The 19,521-nt window shown below is 66.7% G+C and carries 21 protein-coding genes; 5 read left to right on the top strand and 16 right to left on the bottom strand.

Features of this window, described 5'->3' with window-relative positions; translation table 11 throughout:
• Positions 1–8: 8 nt before the first annotated feature.
• From A5650_RS04885 to A5650_RS04865, 5 genes are all read right to left on the bottom strand, one after another.
• The gene (locus tag A5650_RS04885) at positions 9–1,136 is read right to left on the bottom strand and encodes an enolase C-terminal domain-like protein (protein WP_067286870.1); all 1,128 of its coding nucleotides are present in this window, start codon (positions 1,134–1,136) and stop codon (positions 9–11) included.
• Entirely contained in the window at positions 1,133–2,929 is a 1,797-nt protein-coding gene (locus tag A5650_RS04880) for a thiamine pyrophosphate-requiring protein (protein WP_067286866.1), read from the bottom strand. Before A5650_RS04880 ends, A5650_RS04885 begins: the two co-directional genes overlap by 4 nt.
• A gap of 90 nt (positions 2,930–3,019) precedes the next feature.
• Entirely contained in the window at positions 3,020–3,529 is a 510-nt protein-coding gene (locus A5650_RS04875; protein ID WP_067286862.1) for a hypothetical protein, read from the bottom strand.
• Between the two features lie 51 nt (positions 3,530–3,580).
• Positions 3,581–5,395, bottom strand: coding sequence for a glycoside hydrolase family 15 protein (locus tag A5650_RS04870; protein ID WP_067286859.1), 1,815 nt, complete (start codon positions 5,393–5,395; stop codon positions 3,581–3,583).
• Between the two features lies 1 nt (position 5,396).
• Positions 5,397–6,455: a glucose 1-dehydrogenase gene (locus A5650_RS04865; RefSeq protein WP_067286855.1), complete on the bottom strand. Its 1,059-nt coding sequence runs from the start codon at positions 6,453–6,455 to the stop codon at positions 5,397–5,399.
• 88 nt (positions 6,456–6,543) lie between these two features.
• Here A5650_RS04865 and A5650_RS04860 point away from each other — a divergent pair, with 88 nt between their 5' ends.
• Positions 6,544–7,017: a MarR family winged helix-turn-helix transcriptional regulator gene (locus A5650_RS04860; RefSeq protein ID WP_064402668.1), complete on the top strand. Its 474-nt coding sequence runs from the start codon at positions 6,544–6,546 to the stop codon at positions 7,015–7,017.
• Positions 7,018–7,020: 3 nt separating this feature from the next.
• Here the strand turns inward: A5650_RS04860 and A5650_RS04855 are convergent, their stop codons facing one another.
• On the bottom strand, positions 7,021–7,974 hold the full coding sequence (locus A5650_RS04855; protein WP_502687047.1) for a DMT family transporter: 954 nt from the start codon (positions 7,972–7,974) through the stop codon (positions 7,021–7,023).
• Between the two features lie 68 nt (positions 7,975–8,042).
• Here A5650_RS04855 and rlmN point away from each other — a divergent pair, with 68 nt between their 5' ends.
• Positions 8,043–9,167 (top strand): dual-specificity RNA methyltransferase RlmN, encoded by a 1,125-nt coding sequence (rlmN, locus tag A5650_RS04850; protein ID WP_067286852.1) that lies wholly within the window; start codon positions 8,043–8,045, stop codon positions 9,165–9,167.
• 1 nt (position 9,168) lies between these two features.
• Here the strand turns inward: rlmN and A5650_RS04845 are convergent, their stop codons facing one another.
• Genes A5650_RS04845 through A5650_RS04825 form a run of 5 tightly spaced genes read right to left on the bottom strand, consistent with a single transcriptional unit; the run spans position 9,169 to position 12,903 of the window.
• A complete protein-coding gene (locus tag A5650_RS04845) occupies positions 9,169–9,774 on the bottom strand; it encodes a carboxymuconolactone decarboxylase family protein (protein ID WP_067286850.1) in 606 nt (201 codons plus the stop codon).
• On the bottom strand, positions 9,771–10,526 hold the full coding sequence (locus A5650_RS04840; protein WP_067286847.1) for an SDR family NAD(P)-dependent oxidoreductase: 756 nt from the start codon (positions 10,524–10,526) through the stop codon (positions 9,771–9,773). Before A5650_RS04840 ends, A5650_RS04845 begins: the two co-directional genes overlap by 4 nt.
• Entirely contained in the window at positions 10,516–10,986 is a 471-nt protein-coding gene (locus A5650_RS04835) for a hypothetical protein (RefSeq protein WP_067286845.1), read from the bottom strand. The genes A5650_RS04840 and A5650_RS04835 overlap by 11 nt, the downstream gene beginning before the upstream one ends.
• Positions 10,983–11,507: a hypothetical protein gene (locus A5650_RS04830; RefSeq protein ID WP_067286843.1), complete on the bottom strand. Its 525-nt coding sequence runs from the start codon at positions 11,505–11,507 to the stop codon at positions 10,983–10,985. The genes A5650_RS04835 and A5650_RS04830 overlap by 4 nt, the downstream gene beginning before the upstream one ends.
• 28 nt (positions 11,508–11,535) lie before the next feature.
• Positions 11,536–12,903, bottom strand: a complete 1,368-nt coding sequence (locus tag A5650_RS04825) for an aromatic ring-hydroxylating oxygenase subunit alpha (RefSeq protein WP_067286839.1) — start codon at positions 12,901–12,903, stop codon at positions 11,536–11,538.
• A gap of 191 nt (positions 12,904–13,094) precedes the next feature.
• Between A5650_RS04825 and A5650_RS04820 the strand changes: the two genes are divergently transcribed.
• Together A5650_RS04820 and A5650_RS04815 are read left to right on the top strand one after the other, a co-directional pair.
• Positions 13,095–13,502, top strand: a complete 408-nt coding sequence (locus tag A5650_RS04820; RefSeq protein WP_156744010.1) for a hypothetical protein — start codon at positions 13,095–13,097, stop codon at positions 13,500–13,502.
• A 38-nt stretch (positions 13,503–13,540) separates the two neighbouring features.
• On the top strand, positions 13,541–14,140 hold the full coding sequence (locus A5650_RS04815; RefSeq protein ID WP_067286834.1) for a TetR/AcrR family transcriptional regulator: 600 nt from the start codon (positions 13,541–13,543) through the stop codon (positions 14,138–14,140).
• 19 nt (positions 14,141–14,159) lie between these two features.
• Here the strand turns inward: A5650_RS04815 and A5650_RS04810 are convergent, their stop codons facing one another.
• From A5650_RS04810 to A5650_RS04795, 4 genes are read right to left on the bottom strand one after another with little or no spacing between them, the layout of a single operon-like run.
• Positions 14,160–14,582 carry a nuclear transport factor 2 family protein gene (locus A5650_RS04810; RefSeq protein WP_067286831.1) on the bottom strand — a complete coding sequence of 141 codons (423 nt, stop codon included), beginning with the start codon at positions 14,580–14,582 and terminating at the stop codon, positions 14,160–14,162.
• A complete protein-coding gene (locus A5650_RS04805) occupies positions 14,582–16,066 on the bottom strand; it encodes an aldehyde dehydrogenase family protein (protein ID WP_067286829.1) in 1,485 nt (494 codons plus the stop codon). The genes A5650_RS04810 and A5650_RS04805 overlap by 1 nt, the downstream gene beginning before the upstream one ends.
• Positions 16,067–16,123: 57 nt before the next feature.
• A complete protein-coding gene (locus tag A5650_RS04800; RefSeq protein ID WP_067286827.1) occupies positions 16,124–16,669 on the bottom strand; it encodes a TetR/AcrR family transcriptional regulator in 546 nt (181 codons plus the stop codon).
• Between the two features lie 21 nt (positions 16,670–16,690).
• A complete protein-coding gene (locus A5650_RS04795; protein ID WP_067286825.1) occupies positions 16,691–17,794 on the bottom strand; it encodes a phosphotransferase in 1,104 nt (367 codons plus the stop codon).
• Between the two features lie 44 nt (positions 17,795–17,838).
• On the opposite strand from A5650_RS04795, the gene A5650_RS04790 reads away from it, so the two are divergent.
• Positions 17,839–19,005 (top strand): CaiB/BaiF CoA transferase family protein, encoded by a 1,167-nt coding sequence (locus A5650_RS04790; RefSeq protein WP_067286824.1) that lies wholly within the window; start codon positions 17,839–17,841, stop codon positions 19,003–19,005.
• Here A5650_RS04790 and A5650_RS04785 read toward each other — a convergent pair.
• On the bottom strand, positions 18,986–19,516 hold the full coding sequence (locus A5650_RS04785) for a TetR/AcrR family transcriptional regulator (protein ID WP_231992542.1): 531 nt from the start codon (positions 19,514–19,516) through the stop codon (positions 18,986–18,988). The two genes, A5650_RS04790 and A5650_RS04785, sit on opposite strands and share 20 nt — an antisense overlap.
• Between the last annotated feature and the right edge of the window lie 5 nt (positions 19,517–19,521).

Here is a 19,521-nt window from a genome sequence, read left to right as displayed (position 1 = left end):
TATCGCTTTCAGCTGACGCGGTAGGGCTCGAGGTCCGTACTGCGTACGGTCAGGCCGTGTCCCGGGCTGGACGGGTCGGGGCGGATCGCCCCGTCGATCGGCGAAGTGGCGCCGTCGAAGTAGCGGGTCTCGATGCGGGCGTGGTCGTGAAACCACTCGAGGTGGCGCAGATTGGGTGTTGCCGCGCCGACGGAGGCGTGCAGCCACGGCGCGCAGTGCGCCGACACTTCGAGGTGGTGTGCGGCGGCGAGTGCGGCCACCCGCTGCCATTCGGTGACCCCTCCGCAGCGCGACGCGTCGATCTGCAGGCAGTCGACCGCGGAACACAACGGCACGAAATCGACCAGCCGATGGCCGTATTCGCCCGCGGTGACATCGGCGTCGACCGAATCGCGCACGGCACGCAACCCTGAAACGTCATCGGATGAGACCGGCTCTTCCAGCCAGGTGATCGCGAGGTCGGCGACCTCGGACATCAATCGCACGGCCTGTTTGGCGGTGTAGCCGCCGTTGGCGTCGACCATCAGTGCGATTTCGTCGCCGATCGCGGCCCGGGCCTGGCGCATCCGCGACACGTCGCGCCTCGTGCGGGTGCCCCACGACTGTCCGATCTTGATCTTTACGCGGGTGACGCCGTCGTCGCGCACCCAGCCGAGGAGTTGGTCCCGCATCCGGTGGGGTCCGTACGTGGTGAACCCGCCACTCCCGTAGACGGGAACGCTGTCGCGAACGGCGCCGAGGAGTCGGTGCAGCGGGATGCCCAGAACCCGGGCCTTGAGGTCCCACAGCGCCACATCGACCGCGGAAAGCGCCTGTCCAGCAATGCCGCTGCGCCCGATATTGCGCACAGCTCTGGCCATGGCGTCGAACGCGGCCGCGACGTCGAGCGCATCCCGTCCCAGCACATGACTGGCCAGGCTGCGGGTGATGACGTCGGTGCAGGCCGGATGTCCGTACGTCCAGCCTGTACCGGTGATGCCTCCGCAATCGGCGGTGACCACGATCAGTGTGGTGTGATCCCAGGCCAGGGTCCCGTCGGCCTCCGGCGTCTCGGTGGGGATGCGGTAAGCCGCAACGCGCAGTGCATCGACGGTCGCAGTGGGAGTTACGGTGCGAACGGCGTCGTCGGTGATCATGAGCGTGCGTGCGGCATGAACTCTTGCACCTTGGTCTTGAGGCCCTGCTTGATGAAGCCGCGACTGTCCTCGTCTCCCTTGAGCACCGCTGTGGCGGTGGCCTTGGCTTGTTCGAACGTGGCGTGCGGCGGGATGGGCGGCATATCGGGGTCGGTGTGCACGTCGAGCACCGTCGGCCGGTCGGCCGAAAGCGCCGAGCGCCAGGCGTCGGCGAGCCCTTCGGGGTCTCGCACGGTGTGAGCCTCGAGACCGAGGCTGGCGGCGAAGGCGGCGTAGTCGACATCCGGAAGCGTCTGTGATGCCGCGAATTTCGGCGAGCCGTTCATCGCACGCATCTCCCAAGTCACCTGGTTGAGGTCGTTGTTGTGCAGTACCGCCACGATCAGGCGGCGGTCCGTCCACTGCTGGTGGTAGTGCTTGATTGTGATGAGCTCTGCCAGCCCGTTCATTTGCATGGCACCGTCGCCGACGAGGGCGATGACGGGTCGGTCGGGGTGGGCGAACTTGGCGCCGATGGCGTAAGGAACACCCGGTCCCATGGTCGCCAGCGTTCCGGACAACGAACCGCGCACGCCAGGCCCGAAGCGCAGCTGCCGCGCATACCAGTTGGCGGCCGAGCCGGAATCGGCGGTGACGATCGCGTTGCCGGGGAGCTGCGCGGAGAGTTCGGAGAACAGGCGCAGCGGGTTCACGCCGTCGGTTTTGACGGCCGCCTCCTTGGCCATGGTCTCCCACCAGCGGCTGACATTCGATTCGATCGTGGACCGCCACGACCTGTCGGATTTGTGTTGTAGATGCGGAATGAGGCTCCGCAGAGCGGATTTCGCGTCGGCCACCAGGTTCACATCGTAGGGATAGCGCATACCGATCATCGTCGGATCGATGTCGATCTGCACGCTGCGGGTCTGCCCGAAGTCGGGAAGGAATTGGGTGTAGGGGAAGCTCGATCCGATGGTGAGCAGCGTGTCGCAATCGCGCATCAACTCGTAGCTGGGCCGAGTACCCAGCAGGCCGATCGCTCCGGTCACCCACGGCAGTTCGTCGGGTAGCACGTCCTTGCCCAGCAGGGCCTTGGCAGCTCCGGCGCCGAGCAGCTCAGCGGTCTCGGTCAGTTCGGCCTCCGCTCCGCGGGCGCCGTTGCCGACGAGCATCGCGACCTTCGTTCCGGCATTGAGGATCTCGGCGGCCCGCAGGATCGCTGCGTCGTCAGGGGTGATCGCCGGCCAGTCGATACCCAAACTCGACGGCACCATCTTGAAGGCGTGTTGCGGTGGGCTGTAGGGAAGTTCCTGCACATCGGCCGGGATGATCAGGGCCGTGGGGCAGCGCCTCGCCACCGCGGTGCGGATCGCGCGGTCCACGACGTTGGGAAGCTGCTCGGGTACGGTCACCATCTGCACGTAGTCAGAGGCGACGTCCTTGTAGAGGCTCAGCAGGTCGATCTCCTGTTGGTAAGACCCGCCCATCGCGCTGCGGTTGGTCTGCCCGACGATGGCCACGACCGGCACGTGATCGAGCTTGGCGTCGTAGAGGCCGTTGAGCAGATGGACCGCCCCGGGACCGGAAGTCGCCATGCAGACGCCGAACTTCGCACCACCGAACTTGGCGTAGCCGACTGCTTCGAACGCGCTCATCTCCTCGTGGCGGGACTGCACGAACTGGGGTTCGTCGCCGGCGCGGGCCCAGGCGGCAAGGGTCGCGTTGATGCCGTCACCCGGATATGCGAACACGTGGCGCACACCCCAGGCGCGTAACCGTTCGAGCAGGTAGTCGGCAACGGTTTGATCGGGCATGGCTGCTCCTTCTCGGTTGGATCCGTGGACGGGGCGTTATCTCCGTCCTACGCTTTTAGTTGCTGTGCAGCAACTATTGCTTCCTGGGAATCAATTGAGTCTCCGTCGCCGGCCCCTCGACGCGGTCGTCACGGGTCGGCGTCGGTATCGCCACACCTTCCCCTCCACGGCGTCCGAACACAGCCACATCAGTACTGCGAGGTTGTAGGCGCCGAGCAGGCCGGAGAGCAGGATGTCGCCGAACTCGAAGCCCATCGGTCCGTCGGCGTGGTGTGCGGCCGCCACGGAGGTGACGATCACCATCGTCATGCCACCGACGACACCGATCGCGCTCAGGGCCACCGCCGTGCCGCGTCGAAACGCCGCGACCACGGCCAGCACGCCGAACACCGCCAAGACGAGGCTCTCGACGGGGGAGATGTGCACGCCAAACACGGATATCCCGGTCCCCGAACGAGATTCGCGGGCGAGGTGTCCTATGGCGGCGGCGCTTCCGAGGGCGGCGCACGTCACCCCCTCGGCGACGAGCAACCATCGGCCGCTGCGATACCGCGACCGGTTCAGGCTGACCTCGACCAACTGCGTCCGCGGAGTGGTCATCGTCGGCAGTTGCGGTGTGGAGGTGCGTGGGGTGGGGGCATCATCGTCTCCTTACTGTCGTGCCGTTGCGTGGGGATGCTGTCGCCGGTCGTGCGCGGACGTCATGGTGTGGTATCCGCTGAGTTGTCGGGCGCTGTTGATCAATCCGACCAGGCTGAAGGCCTGTGGTGTGTTGCCCAGCTGGCGACCGCCTTTCGGGTCGTACTCCTCGCTGAGCAGCCCGACGTCGTTGCGGAGTTCCAGCAGTCGCTCGAAGAGCGCGGTGGCTTCGTCGGGGCGGCCGATGCCGCACAGCGCGTCGACGAGCCAGAAGCTGCACGCCAGGAAGGCGCCTTCACCGCCCGGGAGGCCGTCGTCGCTTCGTTCGGGAAGGTATCGCAAAAGCAGCCCGTCACAGCAGAGTTCCTTCTGCACCGCTTCGATGGTGCCAACGATGCGCGGGTCGTCGTAGGGCAGGAAGCCGACACGCGGGAGCAGCAACAGCGCCGCGTCGAGGTGGTCGGAGCCGTAGGACTGAGTGAAGCAACCGCGCTGCGTGTTGTATCCGTGTTCGCAGACGTCGGCGTGGATCTCGTCGCGCAGGGCTCGCCACCGCGACAGCGGGCCGTCCAGTTGATGGTTCTCCACGGTCCGTACCGCACGATCGACCCCGGCCCACGCCATCACCTTCGAATGCACGAAATGGCGTGCAGGCCCGCGAATCTCCCAGAGGCTGTAGTCACTCCGCTGCCAATTGCCTTCGAGAAAATCCAGAAGTGCACGCTGGACGTCCCAGGCGGTGTCGTCGGTCGGCAGCCCGCTGTCCCTGGCCAGGTGCAACCCGTCTAACACCTCGCCCCACACGTCGAGTTGAAGCTGGGCCGCGGCGGCGTTGCCCACCCGCACCGGGCTCGAGTTCTCGTAACCGGTCAGCCAGGGGAGCTCGAACTCGGGTAGGCGGCGCCGTCCGTCGGCGCCGTACATGATCTGCAGGTCTGCGGGGTCGCCGGCCACCGCGCGCACCAGCCATTCGCGCCACGCGCGCGCCTCGTCGACGAAACCCGTGCCGAGCAGCGCCTGCAGGGTGAAGGTGGCGTCGCGCAGCCAGCAGTAGCGGTAATCCCAATTGCGCGGTCCACCGAGTTGCTCGGGCAATGACGTGGTGGCCGCGGCGAGGATGCCGCCGGTGGGGGCGAAAGTCAGGGCCTTGAGCAACATCAACGCCCGGCGCACCTCCGGTTGCCACGATCCGGTGTAGCTGCATTGCGCCATCCACGCGCTCCACCAGCGTTCGGTCTCCGCCAGCGCCTGCTCGGCGTCGACCGGTTGCGGTGCCGGCAGATGGGAGAGCTGGTGTGTGAGCACAAACGGTATGCGCTGCCCCTCGGTGACGGTGAACTCCGCGACCGTCGTCAGCTCCTGCCCGTGCGTGGGAACAGGTGTGCGCAGCCACACCGCATCCGGCCCCGCAATCGCCGACAAGCCGCCGTCGCGGCGTCGTACCCAGGGCACCACGTGGCCGTAGTCGAAGCGCAGGCGCAGAGTCATCGCCATCGGAACGGTGCCGCGCACGCCCTCGACGATGCGTACCACGTCGGCGGCTACGCCGCGCGGTGGCATGAAATCGATCAGCCGAACGCTTCCATCCGCGGTGTCCCACTCTGTTTCGAGGATCACCGCGTCGTCGCGGTAGCACCGTCGCGTGGCAGGCCCGCTGTCCGCCGGCGCCATCAGCCAGGTGCCTGCCTCGGCCCCGCCGAGCAGTGCCGCGAAGCAGGCCGGTGAGTCGAAGTGCGGGAGGCACAACCAGTCGATGGCTCCGCTGCGATCCACGAGGGCTGCGGTCTGCAGATCCCCGATCAGCGCGTAGTCCTCGATTTCGGCCATGTCAGCTCGCGTCGTCGAGGGTGATGACCACCTTCACGTCGTCGGGTTGGGCGGTGAAGGCGTCGGCGGCGCGGTGTAGCGGCACCCGCCGGGTGACCAGGCTCGCCAGCCAGTCCTTGTCGGCCTTGGCCAATGCCTCGGCGGCCTGCCGGTAGTGCCGCAGGTTGGCGTTCACCGATCCGACGACCGCGTCGTTCTCCAGCACCAGCTCGCGGTTGATGGCGCCCGCGTCGACTTTGAGGCGTCGCCCGGCAGGGGAAACTCCCGTCAGGCAGACGACGCCATACGCCGAGGTGTTTGCGATGGCTCCGAAGACGACTGGTCCGGCGCCGGTCGCCTCGATCACGACGTCCGGCTGCAGCCGGGATGCGACGTCGTCGATGTCGTCGTGGTGGTAGGTCGCGCCGAGCGCCGCCGCGATCCCGGGTTTGGGTCCGTCGGTGACGCGGTCGAGGATGTGGGTGTCGAGTCCGGACTGCACGGACAGCAGGGCCGCCAGTAGCCCGATCGGGCCCGCGCCGGTGATCAGCGCCCGTTCGGGTTCGAAGTAGGCCCGCTGACCCACCCGCCGAACCTGCTCCCACGCCTTGGCCACCACCGTGGTGGGCTCCATGAGCATCCCGACCTCGCGCAGGTCATCGTTGATGCGCATCGCGTAATCGGCTTTCACGCACCATCTTTGGCTGCCGTAACCGTCCATTTCCTTGATCCCGCGTTCGGTGTAGCGGCCGTTGCGGCACATGTCGAACTCGCCGTGGGCGCAGGCCCGGCACGGCACTGGGTCGGGCCTGCGCACCACGCCGACCACCAGGTCGCCGGGGGAGAACGACGTGCCGGGCGGCGCCTTCGCCACCCGGCCCAGGGACTCATGTCCGATCACCAACGTGTCCCGGCCGGGCGGTGCCCAGCCGTACTGTCCGCCCGCGATCTCTTTGTCGGTTCCGCACACACCGATGGCCAGACCGTCTACCAGTAGTTCGTCCGGGCCGGGGCTGGGTTCGTCGACGTCGTCTACGGCGAGCGTGTCCGCCTTGCCGGGCCGTACCGTCAATGCCTGCATGAAACCAAGACTTGCCGATGTGCAGTATTTGCAAACCATGAATGATTGCGGTTCGATAAATATTCCCTCGAACATGGAATGAGGCGAGATGGCCGGTCGCGGCACTGGTGTGACGAACGAGCAGGTGGAGTCGGTGATGAGGGCGTCACGGGCTCTCGTCGGCATCACGGCAGCGTCGATCTCGACTGTTGACGATCTGGTGACCGTGCCTCAACTGCGGGTGATGATGATGATCGCGACCCGGGGCGCCGTCAACCTCGCGGCGGTGGCGGCGGGCCTGCAGGTGAGCGCGTCAAACGCCAGCCGGATCTGCGATCGGCTGCTCAAGATCGGCATGGTCGACCGTCGGGACGACCCCGCCGACCGGCGCAACATCGCGTTGACGCTCACCCCGGACGGGCAGGCGCTGATCGATCGGGTCGTTCATCACCGCCGCATCGCGATCCGCCGGATCCTGCGGGAGATGTCGCCGACTCAACGCGATGCATTGGCCACGGCGTTCGACGCGTTCGCCACGGTCGCCGGTGAACCACAGGAGGAGCACCGGCACGCCCTCATCTGAGGTTCAGCCGGCGGGAGTCGACGTGGCGGGGTCGCTGCGCCGAACGCTGACCGTCGGCGCGGCGACCGACCGCTGACGGCGGCGCCGCGCATCGGTGGCGTTGAGCCAGCAGGCCGCGGCGCCGACCGTCAGGCCGACCGCGACGCCGACGTCGGGCCGCTGACCGAGCATCAGCCACGACAACAGCCCGGCGACCGCGGGTATGACCGTGAACAACATCGCGACGGTCGCGGCGCCGTATTCGTTGATTCCGCGCACGTACAGCGTCATCGACAGCACGGCGTTCAGCAGTACCACCGCCGCGACCGTCGCCGCGGCTTTCCACGGATCGGTCACCGACCACGGGGTGACGGCGGCCAACACGACGACGGGCAGCACGCACGCGGCGTTCTGCAGCGCCGCCGTCGCCCGGTAATCGACCCCCGAGCAGAACTTCTGCTGGTAGACGCCGCCCGCGGCCACGGCGAACAGGGACACGAGGATCAACAGCACCGCCATGTCGACACCGCCGACCGCGATCAACCGTCCCGCGCAGGCCGCCAGCACCGCCGCGACACCCAGCGCCAATGCGCCCACCCGCGCCAGCGTCATGCCCTCGCCGAGGAACATCGCCGCCAACACCGCGGTGACCACCGGATTCATGGAGATGATCACGGCACCCAATACCGCGGGTGCGCCGTGCAGCAGTGCCAGGTACAGGCACGAGAACAGCACACCCTGAGCGAGCAACCCACTGATGAGCACATGCACCAGCGCGCGTCCTGTGGGCCATGTCACGCGGGCGGCCGCTGCCCATCCCGACAGAATGGCGGCGGCCAGACCGAACCTGAACACCAGCACCGCCATCGGAGACATCACCGAGACAGCAAGCGCACCAACGGGATAGCCCAACGCATAGAAGAACGTCAGCGGCGCCGCGGCACGCAGCGGCATGGTGGAGCGGGGCACGGGTCCCATGGTGGCGACCAACGCCTGGATTGGCGAATTAATTTCTGGGTCGACCGAAGTGGGATACTGGTGCTCACATGTCCACTTCTCTGCCGCTCGTCTTCGAAGCGCCGCGCCGCGCCATGCCGCCGCGGCATTTCGCCGACCTCGATGAGGACGGTCGGGCCGCGGCGGTGGCCGAGCTCGGGTTGCCGGCTTTTCGCGCCAAACAGCTGGCCAATCAGTACTACGGGCGGTTGATCGCCGACCCCCGCCGGATGACCGACCTGCCCGCAGGCCTGCGCGATCAGGTCGCCGACGCGCTGTTCCCGACGCTGCTCGACGCGGTGCGCGAGATCGAGACCGACGCGGGTGAGACGCGCAAGATGCTGTGGCGAGCGGTCGACGGCACGACCTTCGAGTCGGTGCTGATGCGCTACCCACAACGCAACACCGTCTGCATCTCGTCGCAGGCCGGGTGCGGAATGGCGTGCCCGTTCTGCGCGACGGGCCAGGGCGGACTCAAGCGCAACCTCTCGACGGCCGAGATCCTCGAGCAGGTGCGCGTCGCGGCGGTCGAACTGCGTGACCGCGACGGTGACGGCATCGCGCCCGCGGCGCGCGGCGGCAGGCTGTCCAACATCGTGTTCATGGGCATGGGGGAGCCGCTGGCCAACTACAACCGGGTGCTCGCCGCGGTGCGAAGGATCACCGCGCCCGCCCCGAACGGCTTCGGCATCTCCGCCCGCTCGGTCACGGTGTCGACCGTCGGGCTCGCCCCGGCGATTCGCAAGCTCGCCGACGAACGGCTCGGCGTCACGCTGGCACTGTCACTGCACACCCCCGACGACGAACTGCGAGACACGCTGGTCCCGGTCAACAACCGGTGGAAGGTGTCCGAAGTGCTGGACGCGGCGCGGTACTACGCCGACGTGACCGGTCGGCGGGTGTCGATCGAATATGCGTTGATCCGCGACGTCAACGACCAGCCTTGGCGCGCAGACCTTTTGGGGAAGAAGCTGCGCGGCGTGCTGGGCCCGTTGGCGCACGTCAACCTCATCCCGCTGAACCCGACACCCGGCAGCGAATGGGACGCCAGCCCCAAGCCCGTGGAGCGCGAGTTCGTCCGGCGCGTGCGCGAGCGCGGTGTATCGTGCACGGTGCGCGATACGCGGGGTCGCGAAATCGCCGCCGCCTGCGGACAATTGGCCGCCCAGGCCTGAGTCAGTCGTCGGGCAGCTGCGGGCTGCCGGACGGTGGCAGCAATCCCCACGTCTGGAACGCCATCGCCAACATCGCATAGGTGCCGACGACGAATACGAGTTCCATCGCCTGGTGGGTGCCCAACTCGTCGGTGAGGCGTAACCAGGTCGAGGCGTCGGCGCGACCGTCGGCCAGCAGTTCGTCGGTGGCGTCGAGCACCAATCGGTCGACGCCGGTGAACGCGTCGTTAGCTGGGGCGAGACGGTCGATATCTTCTGAAGGCATGCCACCGTCGGTGGCGACCTTCGTGTGCTCGGCCCAGAAGAACGCGGACCGGCGCGTCTGCGCGACCCGCAGGATCGCCAATTCCCGCAGACGCAAGGGTAATTCACCACGCTGCAGAAGCCAGCCGTTGAAGGCGAGAAAGCGGCGTGCCATCGTCGGGTGACGAGCGAGTAGGCCGATGATCTCGAAATGGAGGGGGTCGGCGGGGTGACCGGAGCCGGCTCGGGGGACCTTGTCGCCCGGCAGCCCCAGGAGGGCGCCGAAGGCGGTGTATTCGTCGTCGCCCCATTCGTCGGCGCTCAGCGCACGAAGGAGCGGACGGGAATGGTGAGTGGGGGTCATGTGCGGCGGCCTCCGTTGACGGGGATGACCTGGCCGGTGATGTAGTCGGATTCGTCCTGGCACAAGAAGACGGTGGCGTTGGCGATGTCCTCGGGGCGACCCGCCCGCCGCACTGGCGTGATCTTCGCGAAATGATCCAGCGGCGCGGTGAAACGTCCTTCGGCTATCGCCTTCTCGAGCATCGGGGTGACCACCATGCCAGGGGGAATCGCGTTGACAGTGATACCCATTGGCCCGAGCTCCAAGGCCAGGCTTTTCGTCAGCCCGATGAGGCCGGCCTTGGAACTGACGTACGCGGCCATGCGTGATTGTCCGCCCTGGGCGCTCGATGACGAGATGTTGACGATGCGGCCCCACCGCGCTTGGAGCATGTCGGGAAGGACCACCTGGGTGCAGATGAACGGGCCGCGCAGGTTGACCGCCATCACCCGGTCCCACTGTTCGTCGGTGATGTCGGCGAACGTGCCGAACTGTTCGATACCCGCATTGTTGATCAGGATCAGCACCGACCCCAGATCCGCTCGGACCTGTGCGACCGCGGCTTCGACCGCGTTGCGGCTGGATATGTCCACTTCGTACCCGGCGACTTTCGCGCCTTCTCCGCGCAGTCGTTCGACCGCAGTTCCGATGCGTCCTGCGGCGATGTCGAAGATCGCGACCTTACTTCCCCGGGCCGTGAGTGCCTCGGTGATGGCAAGCCCCAGCCCGGCGGCGCCGCCCGTCACGATGGCGGTGCTGTCCTCAAACGGCATCGCTGTCCTCTACGCTGTCGAAACTCGGGACCGAGCCGGCGTTGGGCAACTCCATCTGCAGATACACGGCGATACGTCGAATCTTGTTGTCGGCGTTGAACTCGTATACCGACACGCTGTTGACCACGCTGCTGAAATCGCCGATCCGGCTGCGTTCTTCGAGTTCCAGGAACACCACATCCGGCGTCTCGGTCAGGCGCTGAAACGCGCAGTCCCACTCCGAAGACTTCGCCCAATTGGTCAAGAACTCCACGTATGCGGGCCAGTCCATCACTTCCTTGAACGGCCCCACCCGGACGATGTTGTCTACGTCCACAAACTCCGCCAGCGGCGCCCAGCCCGTTGAGGTGAACTCGGGGTCCTTGGCGGCATCGACGAGGCGCTTGGTCGTTCGGCTGTACTCCAGCACCGCCCGCGACCGACCCTTCGCCGTCGCGAGCAACTCATCCAGGGTCGTCATGCTGTCACTTCAGATTTCGCCAGCCGGCGTTCCAGGGCCCCGAGGTATTCACCGGTCCCGCGGAACGGGCCGTGGACACCGACCGCGACGTCGAGGAAGGCGTTGTACTCGTCGTTGACGTGGGTTTCCCACCGAGTGATCTCACAGTCGTCGTTGGTCTCCAGGAAACTGTAGGAGTAGAAGCCCATCTCGACGCCGTCTGCGGTGTGACCCTGCCACCGCGTCTTCATCACGAGGCCGAACACAGACGGCCAGTAGTCGAACGAGACCGGCTTCCAGTCCGGGAAACTCAGCGAGTAGACCCTGGCCTCCAACGTGGACGCGTGAGCGGTGTCGGAGGGGAACTCGCTGAGCTTGAACACCTCGTCACCGGTGAAGTACGGCGACACGTAGACACCGTCGGCCGCGAACTTCCATGCCTCAGCGAAGGCCTCGCCATCCTGCACCCCCTGGTGCAGGTAGGCGTCGCGATACGCTTCGGCCATGCGGATGTGGTGCGCGATGCGCTCCTCGAGAATCATTGTGTCCTTTCGGTCTTCGTGGCCAGATTCAGGCGTCAGCGGTCGCCATGTAGCGATCGATCACTGAGTGGAAGTGGCCGACGACGACCTCCTCCTTCACCAGCGACATGTGATCGAGCCGCTCGTTGCGCAACCCCTTCTGCTGACGGGGCATTTGGACATAGTCCTGGTGCAGCGCTTCGAAATACTTGTAGCTACCGGGTTCGTCGACCTCGATGAGCTCGGCGCGGAACGCATCTCGGTGCTCTGGGGGCAGGAACATGTAGCTGCTGACGTGCCAGATGCAGCGATTCGGGTCGCCGTCGGGGTGCGGCGCCGCCGTGATGACGTGACATTCCCCGGCCCGCACCGTCATGAAGAAGTTCGGGAACAGCACCCAGCCCTGGTTGTCGCTCATCTGGTCGTCGGTGAGTCCGCTGACGTCGAGCCCCATGCCCGTGAGCGTGTCGCGGGTGGCCTGTTGCAGCAGGCCCCGGGCGGTGACGCCGTCGGGGAACTCCACCTCACCGTCCGCGCCCTGGTACGGCGCGACGAGCTCTTGGAAGCGGGGGATCACCGCCGCCGTGCCGGGGAACGTCTCGGGCAGCGCCATGATGCCGTCGACCTGTTTCTGCGCACCCGCCCCCTGCACCTCGAACGGCGCCACGGACACGCAGTGATTCTCGAAGAATTGGTAGCGGGTAGTGGCCGGATCGATGTTGAGGACGGCCAGCAACTGCGGGTGGATGCCGTTGATGTGGTAGCCCTCTTCGAAGGCGTCCATCACCACTTTCCAGTTGCAGTCCAGTGCCTCGCGCACGTCCATCACGGTGGTCATCTGGTCGAGGTGGTAGGGCTCGAGCAGATCGACCACGTCGTCGCCCAGGTACTCCCGCAGGGGGCGGGCATCGGGGTCTGGGTTGAGGAAGATGAATCCGCCGAAGGTGTCGACCGAGACCTCCAGCAGCGAGTTCTCGCTCTTGTCGATCTGGCCGGAAAGGTTCTCCCGAAGGACACCTCGCAGTCTGCCCTCCAGGTCGTATGACCATAGGTGGTACTGACACAGAAAGCCGCGCTTGGCGTTGCCGGTGTTGGTCGTGCACAGCATGTTTCCGCGGTGTCGGCATGCGTTGACGAAGGCGCGCAGCCTGTCGTCCTTGCCGCGAACGATCACGTAGGACTGGTCGAGGATCTGATAGCGCTTCCAGTCACCGACTTTGGGGATGTCGTCGACCCGCCCGGCGACCTGCCACACCCGCGACCAGATGCGCTCACGCTCCAGGGCTGCGTACTCGCGGGAGGTGTACCGGTCCGTCGGGATGCTCATGTTGAACGTCCCCGAGGTGATGTCTGCCAGGCCGAGGCCTTTTCCTGAGTCGGGGCGGAGCCAGTCCCCGGGACGAGCTATGTGCGTCATTGCCAACCTCCTGGTTCCCGATCTCGCACCGGCCGCGAACCCCGGCCGCGGACCGTGCTGTGACGGCTGTCACCATATACATTTGCGAATAAGATATACAAGTGCGTATATAAGTGGTCTGGGTCACAGCGCGGCCGCGTCGCGGCGCTATCGATGCCCATCGGGGGAAGGAACCGGGAATGGGGAGCCAAGTGGATGTCACTGCGGTGACCGTCGCGGAGTTGATCAGCGTCGCGGGCGGATGGCTCTGTGATCGAGCGATGGCCGGCTGGACGGTGACTGCGTGGGTCCCGGCTCCCGAATACGCTCAGTGCCTGGCGATCCTGGGTGTCTGCGTGCGTGAAGCGGCCGATTCGTCACTCAACGGCGTGGATGCGCCGTCCGTGTACGGTGTGTCCCGGTGCGACACCGTGGGCGGCCTGCCCGGTTGCGTGCGCCACCGCGTCAGCGTCGCGGCACGCGCGTTCAAGGCCCACGCGCTGCTCGCCGCAGGTCTTCAGCCGAATGATGCGAAACTCGAGACATTCTGGCTGAGCACTCGGTCAAACACGTTGACTTCAAGCGACTTTGCCCATCGTACAGAGGCATTGGCGCCGTGACCCCACACAGGGGCCGAACGCTGTGGGAAGATCGGCGAATGCCGGAACGGTGGACCAGAGAGCGGCGGCTGGAGCACACTCGTAACCTGCTACTGGACGCGGCTGAAGAGGTGTTCGCGCGCAAGGGTCTGACCGGCGCCGCGTTGGAGGACATCGCCGACGTCGCCGGTTACACGCGCGGTGCGATCTATTCGCACTTCGGCGCCAAGGAAGAATTATTTCTCGCCGTGGTGGACCGGCAGCGGCAGCGGTTCCTCGACAGCTTCAACGACATCATCGAATCCTTTGCGCGAATCGACGAACTGAGCGTCGACGAGCTTGCCGAGCGGTGGCGTGAAGTGGGCAGCGACCCGAACCGCGCCGCGCTGAACTACGAACTCACGCTGTATCTGTTGCGCAATCCGAAGGCGCGCGAACGGCTCGATGCGCAACGGCGCGAAACCGTCAGATCCCTCGCCGAATTCATCAGCAAGAACGTCGCGAGGTTGGGCGCCACCCTTACGATCCCGGCCGATGGGTTGGCGCAGTTGATTTTGGCGGTCAACGACGGCGTCACGCTCGGAAGCCATCTCGACGAGGTGGATCTCTACCGTCCCTACCTGCAGCTGATCATCTCGAGCATCGTCGCGCAGGGCTGATCCGGCACCCGCTACGTGCCTAACCGCCCGGCTTGTTGGTGAACCAGACGTTCTCCTCGACCAGGCGGCGGCTGCGCCACCCGTCGTTAGTGCGCACGAGTTCGTGGTGGTAATAGCCGCCGCAGAAGCTCGGCTCGGCCATGCCCGGCAGCTGCATCGGGTTGTAGAACATCGCCCGCACCCGGGCGGTGTCACCGGTGACGTCGGCCTCGATATTCGTGATGTGGTGCATGCTCCACGGAATCACACCGAAATTCGCGGCGAACCAGTCGACGACCTCGTCACGGCTGCCGACGACGGCGCCCGCCGACGAGTAGTCGATGTGCGCGTCGTCGGTGAAGACCGAGCGGTACAGCTCCCAGTCCTTGGTGTCGACGGCGCGGGCGTAGCGGTGCAGCAGCGCGGCGATCTCGAGTTCGTCGCGGACCCGCCCGTCATCCATTATTCGGGCATGCCGATCGTCTTGGCCTCGAGGTACTCCTTGTAGCCTTCTTCGCCGTTGCGGTAGCCCAGCCCGCTCTGCTTGGTGCCGCCGAACGGGCTGTTGATGCCGAAGTGGCTCTTGCCGTTGATCGTCACGTTGCCGGTGCGCATCCGGCAGGCCACCGCGAACGCGCGCTCGACGTCACCGCTGCTGACCTCACCGGAGAGACCGTAGATCGTGTTGTTGGCGATCGCGATCGCCTCGTCGTCGGTGTCGTACGGCGTGACCGTCAGCACCGGCCCGAAGATCTCCTCCTGCGCCACTTGTGAATTCGGGTCCACGTCGGCGAGCAGCGTCGGCTGCGTGTAGTAGCCCTTCGGCAGGTTCTCCGGAATGCCGCCGCCGGTGACCAGACGTGCCCCCGAGTCGATGCCGCTCTTGATCAGGCCGAGCACCTTCTGACGCTGGGTCTCGCTGATCTGCGGTCCCTGCATGTTGCCCGGCGTCCACGGGTCGCCGACCGGGAAGCCCTCCATCATCGTCTTGAGGATCTCGAGGCCCTCTTCATAACGGCTGCGCGGCAGCAGGATCCGGCTCGGCAGGATGCAGGACTGGCCGCTCATCACGCACGCCATCATCGCGGCCATCGACAGCGCAGAGTTGAAATCGGCATCGTCCAACACGATGTGGGCCGACTTCCCGCCGAGTTCCAGCAGCGTCTTCTTCACAGTCGGCGCACCCGCGGCCAGGATCGCTCGACCCGTGGCCGTCGACCCGGTGAATGTGATCATGTCGACCCGCGGATCGGCGGACAGTGCCGCGCCCACTTCGTTGGCGTTGGACACCACCACGTTGAACACCCCGGCCGGGATGTCGGTCTCCTCGGCCACGATGCGGCCGTACTCGCTGCCCGACCAGGGTGTCAGCTGCGCGGGTTTGAGGACGACGGTGTTGCCTGCCATCAGCGCGGGCACGGTCTCGGCGACGTTGAGGTAGAACGGCACGTTCCACGGGGTGATGGCGCCGACCACGCCGACGGGCTCGTAGTGGATCTTGCGCCTGGCCGGGCCGAGCGGGGTCTCGTGCACGCCGTTGTCGACCAAGTACTCGAAGTTCTTGCCGTGCTCCGCCCAGTGCTTGACCTCGTCGATCGGGCTCTCGATCTGGCTGCCGCTCACCGACACCGGACAGCCGACCTCGGTGATCAGGACCCGGCGCAACCGCTCCTTGTTGCGTTCGAACGCCTCGTGCAGCTGGGTCAGGCAGTGGTAGCGAAACTCGAGATCGCGGGACCAGTCGGTCTCGTCGAAGGCCCTGCGCGCCGCGCCGACGGCGCGCGCCATGTCCTCGACCGTCCCGTCGGTGGCCCGGCCGGCGACCTCCTCACTGGCCGGGTGGATCACGTCGAACGTCGCGCCGCTGGCCGTGGTTTGCAGCTCGCCGTCGATCAACATCCGTTCGTCGCCGGCCAGCACGCCGGTATCGGTCTCAACCTGAGTCATGCGCACAGCTTTACAAATTTTTGCACAAGTGTCACCCCTTCGGCGTTGCCGAAGCGACTAGCCCTGCGGTTTGACGCCCGTGGCGTGGCGCAACTGCGCCAGGAACTGGTCGTCGTCGTCGCTGCGGACGATGTAGTGCGAGATGGCGACCCGAATTGCGGTGGCCGCCTTGACCGCTGCGTTCGGGCCGCTCAGCAGCTTCTGCAGGCGCGCCCGCATCACCGGGATGATCTTCGTCAGCTGCGGAATGACGACCTCGGGTTCGATGTCGACCAGCCGCACCCCGGAGTACGAGTGCTGATAGTCGACGATGAACCGCAACGCCGCGTCGAGCTTCTCGGTGCCGCGCAGACCGGCCGTCGCCTTGCTGATGCCGTTGTCGAACAGGTCCCGCTCGTAAGCGCCGAACGCATCGAGCAGTTCGCCCTTGGAGGCGAACCAGCGGTACAGCGTCGGCCGGGACACGCCGGCCTGGAGCGCGACCTCCGACAGGCTGAGCTTGGTCTGGCCGCTGCGGGCCAGCACCTCAGAGGTCGCGACGAGGATCCGGTGCCGCGTCGAGGTGTCCTCGGGTGCGAGTGCGTCGCGCAGCGGTTCGTTCACGGGGCAAGCGTAGATCGTTCCTTACAAGGACTTCTGGAGTACGGCGACAGTGTCGAGATCTTGTAGCGCCGCGACCGCCCGGCGCAGGCCCTCGAGCGCGATGCCCTCGTCCTGCATACCGCCCATTCCGGCGGTGATCAGCGCAGCGACGTAGGCGTAGAGGGCGCCTTGCCGATATCGGTCCCAGAGCTCGCCGCGGTCCAGTTCCGGCCCGCCGTACGCGGCCAACGCGCGGCGGTAGACGTCGAGCAGCTCGCCCTGGTGCTGCTGGCGATCGGCCGGCGTCATGCTGGTGACCAGGGTGTACGCCAGTTCCCGGTTGGGATGCCCGCGCCGGACGGCCTGCCAGTCCAACAACCCGGCCTCGCCGCTGCGGAAGTAGACGTTGCCTGGGTGGGCGTCGCCGTGCATCACCGTGTGCGGCGGCTCGTCGATGAGCCGGGCCACGGCGCGGTAGTTCTCGTCGACGAAGCGTCCGGCGTCGACCGCGATGTCGGTGCGCTCGGCGATACGGCGCGCCGACGTCTTGAGCAGGGGACCGGTGAGCAGCGACGCGGTATCGCCGGACGCGGTGTAGAGCCAGCCGGGCACGCGGCCCCAAAACGTCGCATGCAGCTTGGCCAGAAGCTCGACGATCTTCGCGGCGCGGTCCGCGCTGATCGGATGCAGCGTGTCGGGAAACTCGCATTCGTCGGCGGGCAGATCCTCCAGAACAAGGACATAGCGGCCCGTCACCGAGTCGAACGCCGAGCCGTAGTGGTCCGGCACGCCGGTCAGCCGCGGCGAGAGTTCGCTGTAGAAGCGGGTTTCGGTCGCGCCCAACCGACCCATCTCGCCCATCAGGCGGGTGGCGACGGTCTGGGCGGCCAGCTTGACGAACACGGTCGGCGGGACGTTGTCGCCGGTGAGGGCGAGTCGGGCGCGTGTCGACGTGCCGGCGTCGCCGCTGAGCACCGACACCGCGGTCACGCGACGGCCGAGCATCCGCGACATCGCCGGTGGGTCGAGTTCGGACACGGATCGGGGAAGTGACCGGAGACGGCCGATCGCGGCGTCGGTGGCGATACGTTGTACCCCGCGGCTGAGATGCGCGGCCAGGCCGATCACCGGCGCAGCGTGTTTCACCCCGCCAGTTTACAAATCCGCATATAAATGTAAAGAAGGTGTCGATGGCGGGTCCGCTCGAGGGGGTACGGGTGGTCGAGCTCGGCGTGTGGGTGGCCGGGCCGGCGGCCGGAGGGATCCTCGCGGACTGGGGTGCCGACGTCGTCAAGATCGAGCCCCCGACCGGCGATCCTGCGCGTTTGTTCGGCAAGATGCTCGGTGTCGACGGCGACGTGAGCCCGCCGTTCGAGATGGACAACCGCGGCAAGCGCAGCATCGTGCTCGACACGACCACCGCCGACGGGCGTGACACCGCTCGCGAATTGATCGACGGCGCAGACGTTTTCCTCACCAACGTCCGGTCCGGTGCGTTGGCCCGCATGGGATTGGACTTCGCGACGGTCGCCGCGCACAACCCGCGGCTCGTGTACGGGTTGATCACGGGCTACGGCGAGAGCGGACCCGACGCCGACCGGGCCGCTTACGACGTCGCGGCGTTCTGGGCGCGAGCGGGCCTGGCGCACTTGCTGACCCGTCCCGGCCAGACCCCGCCGTTTCAGCGCGGCGGGATGGGCGACCACTCGGCGGGCATGACGCTGGCTGCAGCGGTCTGCGCGGCGTTGGTCGCCCGCGGACGCACCGGCGAGGGCCAGCTGGTCAGCACCTCGCTGTACCGACAGGGCGCCTACACGGTGAGCTTCGACCTCAACACCTTTCTGCTGACCGGTAATTCGATCGCGATCGGGCAGCGCGAGACGATGGGCAACCCGTGCATGAACAACTACACCGCGGGGGACGGACGTCGTTTCTGGATCGTCGGACTGGAGGCCGGCAGGCACTGGCCGCCGCTGTGCCGCGCGGTCGGGCGCGGGCAGTGGCTGACCGACCCGCGCTTCGACACTCCGCGGGCGCGGGCAGTCAACGCGGTCGAACTCATCGCCGAGCTCGACGAGATCTTCGCCGCCAAACCCCTCGCCGAATGGGCGGAGATCTTCGCGGAGGAACCGGAGCTGTTCTGGGCGCCGATCAACTCGCTGGAGGACGTCGTCGCCGACGATCAGTTCCACGCTGCCGGCGGCATCGTCTATGTGCCCGACGGCGACGGCGCCGCGCCGATGGTCGCCTCACCGGCCGACTTCGCGGGCACGCCGTGGGAGCCGCGCTCGGTCGCGCCGAAATTGGGTCAGCACACCGACGAGATCCTGGCCGAACTCAAGGGGAGTGGGACTTGACCCGCGCGGCGTGGCGCAACTGCGCGAGGAAGTCGGCGTCGTCGTCGCTGCGCACCAGATAGTGCGACACGGCAACTCGCACCGCCGTCGCAACGGCCAGGCCGGGATCGGGTCCGGTCGCCAGCCGTTCCAATCGCTGTCGCATCAACGGGATCACGCGTGCGAGCCGCTTGATCACCTGTTCGGGTTCGATGTCGATCATGCGCAGCCCCGGATAGGACTGCTGATAGTCGACGATCACCCGCAGCGCCGCGTCGAGGCGTTCACCGGGCGGCAGGTCCGCGGTGGCCTCGGCGACGGCGCGTTCGTAGTACTGGCGCTCCCATACCACGAACGCATCGAGCAGGTCCCGCTTCGAGGCGAACCAGCGATAGAGCGTGGGCCGCGAAACCTGCGCCTGCAGCGCCACCTCGGAAAGGCTGAGCTTGGTCATGCCGTGACGGCCGAGCACCTCCGCGGTCGCGGCGAGAATGCGTTCGCGCGTCGAAGAATCTGCATCGGCTACCGGCACCACAC

Source organism: Mycobacterium sp. 1164985.4, assembly GCF_001668575.1.
Classification (GTDB): Bacteria; Actinomycetota; Actinomycetes; order Mycobacteriales; family Mycobacteriaceae; genus Mycobacterium.
Note: the sequence above shows the minus strand (reverse complement) of the source record. Positions and strands in the feature narration are given on the sequence as shown.

What these genes read in the sequence shown, in the direction of transcription:
- A5650_RS04885 (WP_067286870.1), bottom strand. Translation starts at nt 1,136, where the DNA reads ATGATCACCGACGACGCCGTTCGCACCGTAACTCCCACTGCGACCGTC.
- A5650_RS04880 (WP_067286866.1), bottom strand. Translation starts at nt 2,929, where the DNA reads ATGCCCGATCAAACCGTTGCCGACTACCTGCTCGAACGGTTACGCGCC.
- A5650_RS04875 (WP_067286862.1), bottom strand. Translation starts at nt 3,529, where the DNA reads ATGACCACTCCGCGGACGCAGTTGGTCGAGGTCAGCCTGAACCGGTCG.
- A5650_RS04870 (WP_067286859.1), bottom strand. Translation starts at nt 5,395, where the DNA reads ATGGCCGAAATCGAGGACTACGCGCTGATCGGGGATCTGCAGACCGCA.
- A5650_RS04865 (WP_067286855.1), bottom strand. Translation starts at nt 6,455, where the DNA reads ATGCAGGCATTGACGGTACGGCCCGGCAAGGCGGACACGCTCGCCGTA.
- A5650_RS04860 (WP_064402668.1), top strand. Translation starts at nt 6,544, where the DNA reads ATGGCCGGTCGCGGCACTGGTGTGACGAACGAGCAGGTGGAGTCGGTG.
- A5650_RS04855 (WP_502687047.1), bottom strand. Translation starts at nt 7,974, where the DNA reads ATGGGACCCGTGCCCCGCTCCACCATGCCGCTGCGTGCCGCGGCGCCG.
- rlmN (WP_067286852.1), top strand. Translation starts at nt 8,043, where the DNA reads ATGTCCACTTCTCTGCCGCTCGTCTTCGAAGCGCCGCGCCGCGCCATG.
- A5650_RS04845 (WP_067286850.1), bottom strand. Translation starts at nt 9,774, where the DNA reads ATGACCCCCACTCACCATTCCCGTCCGCTCCTTCGTGCGCTGAGCGCC.
- A5650_RS04840 (WP_067286847.1), bottom strand. Translation starts at nt 10,526, where the DNA reads ATGCCGTTTGAGGACAGCACCGCCATCGTGACGGGCGGCGCCGCCGGG.
- A5650_RS04835 (WP_067286845.1), bottom strand. Translation starts at nt 10,986, where the DNA reads ATGACGACCCTGGATGAGTTGCTCGCGACGGCGAAGGGTCGGTCGCGG.
- A5650_RS04830 (WP_067286843.1), bottom strand. Translation starts at nt 11,507, where the DNA reads ATGATTCTCGAGGAGCGCATCGCGCACCACATCCGCATGGCCGAAGCG.
- A5650_RS04825 (WP_067286839.1), bottom strand. Translation starts at nt 12,903, where the DNA reads ATGACGCACATAGCTCGTCCCGGGGACTGGCTCCGCCCCGACTCAGGA.
- A5650_RS04815 (WP_067286834.1), top strand. Translation starts at nt 13,541, where the DNA reads ATGCCGGAACGGTGGACCAGAGAGCGGCGGCTGGAGCACACTCGTAAC.
- A5650_RS04810 (WP_067286831.1), bottom strand. Translation starts at nt 14,582, where the DNA reads ATGGATGACGGGCGGGTCCGCGACGAACTCGAGATCGCCGCGCTGCTG.
- A5650_RS04805 (WP_067286829.1), bottom strand. Translation starts at nt 16,066, where the DNA reads ATGACTCAGGTTGAGACCGATACCGGCGTGCTGGCCGGCGACGAACGG.
- A5650_RS04790 (WP_067286824.1), top strand. Translation starts at nt 17,839, where the DNA reads ATGGCGGGTCCGCTCGAGGGGGTACGGGTGGTCGAGCTCGGCGTGTGG.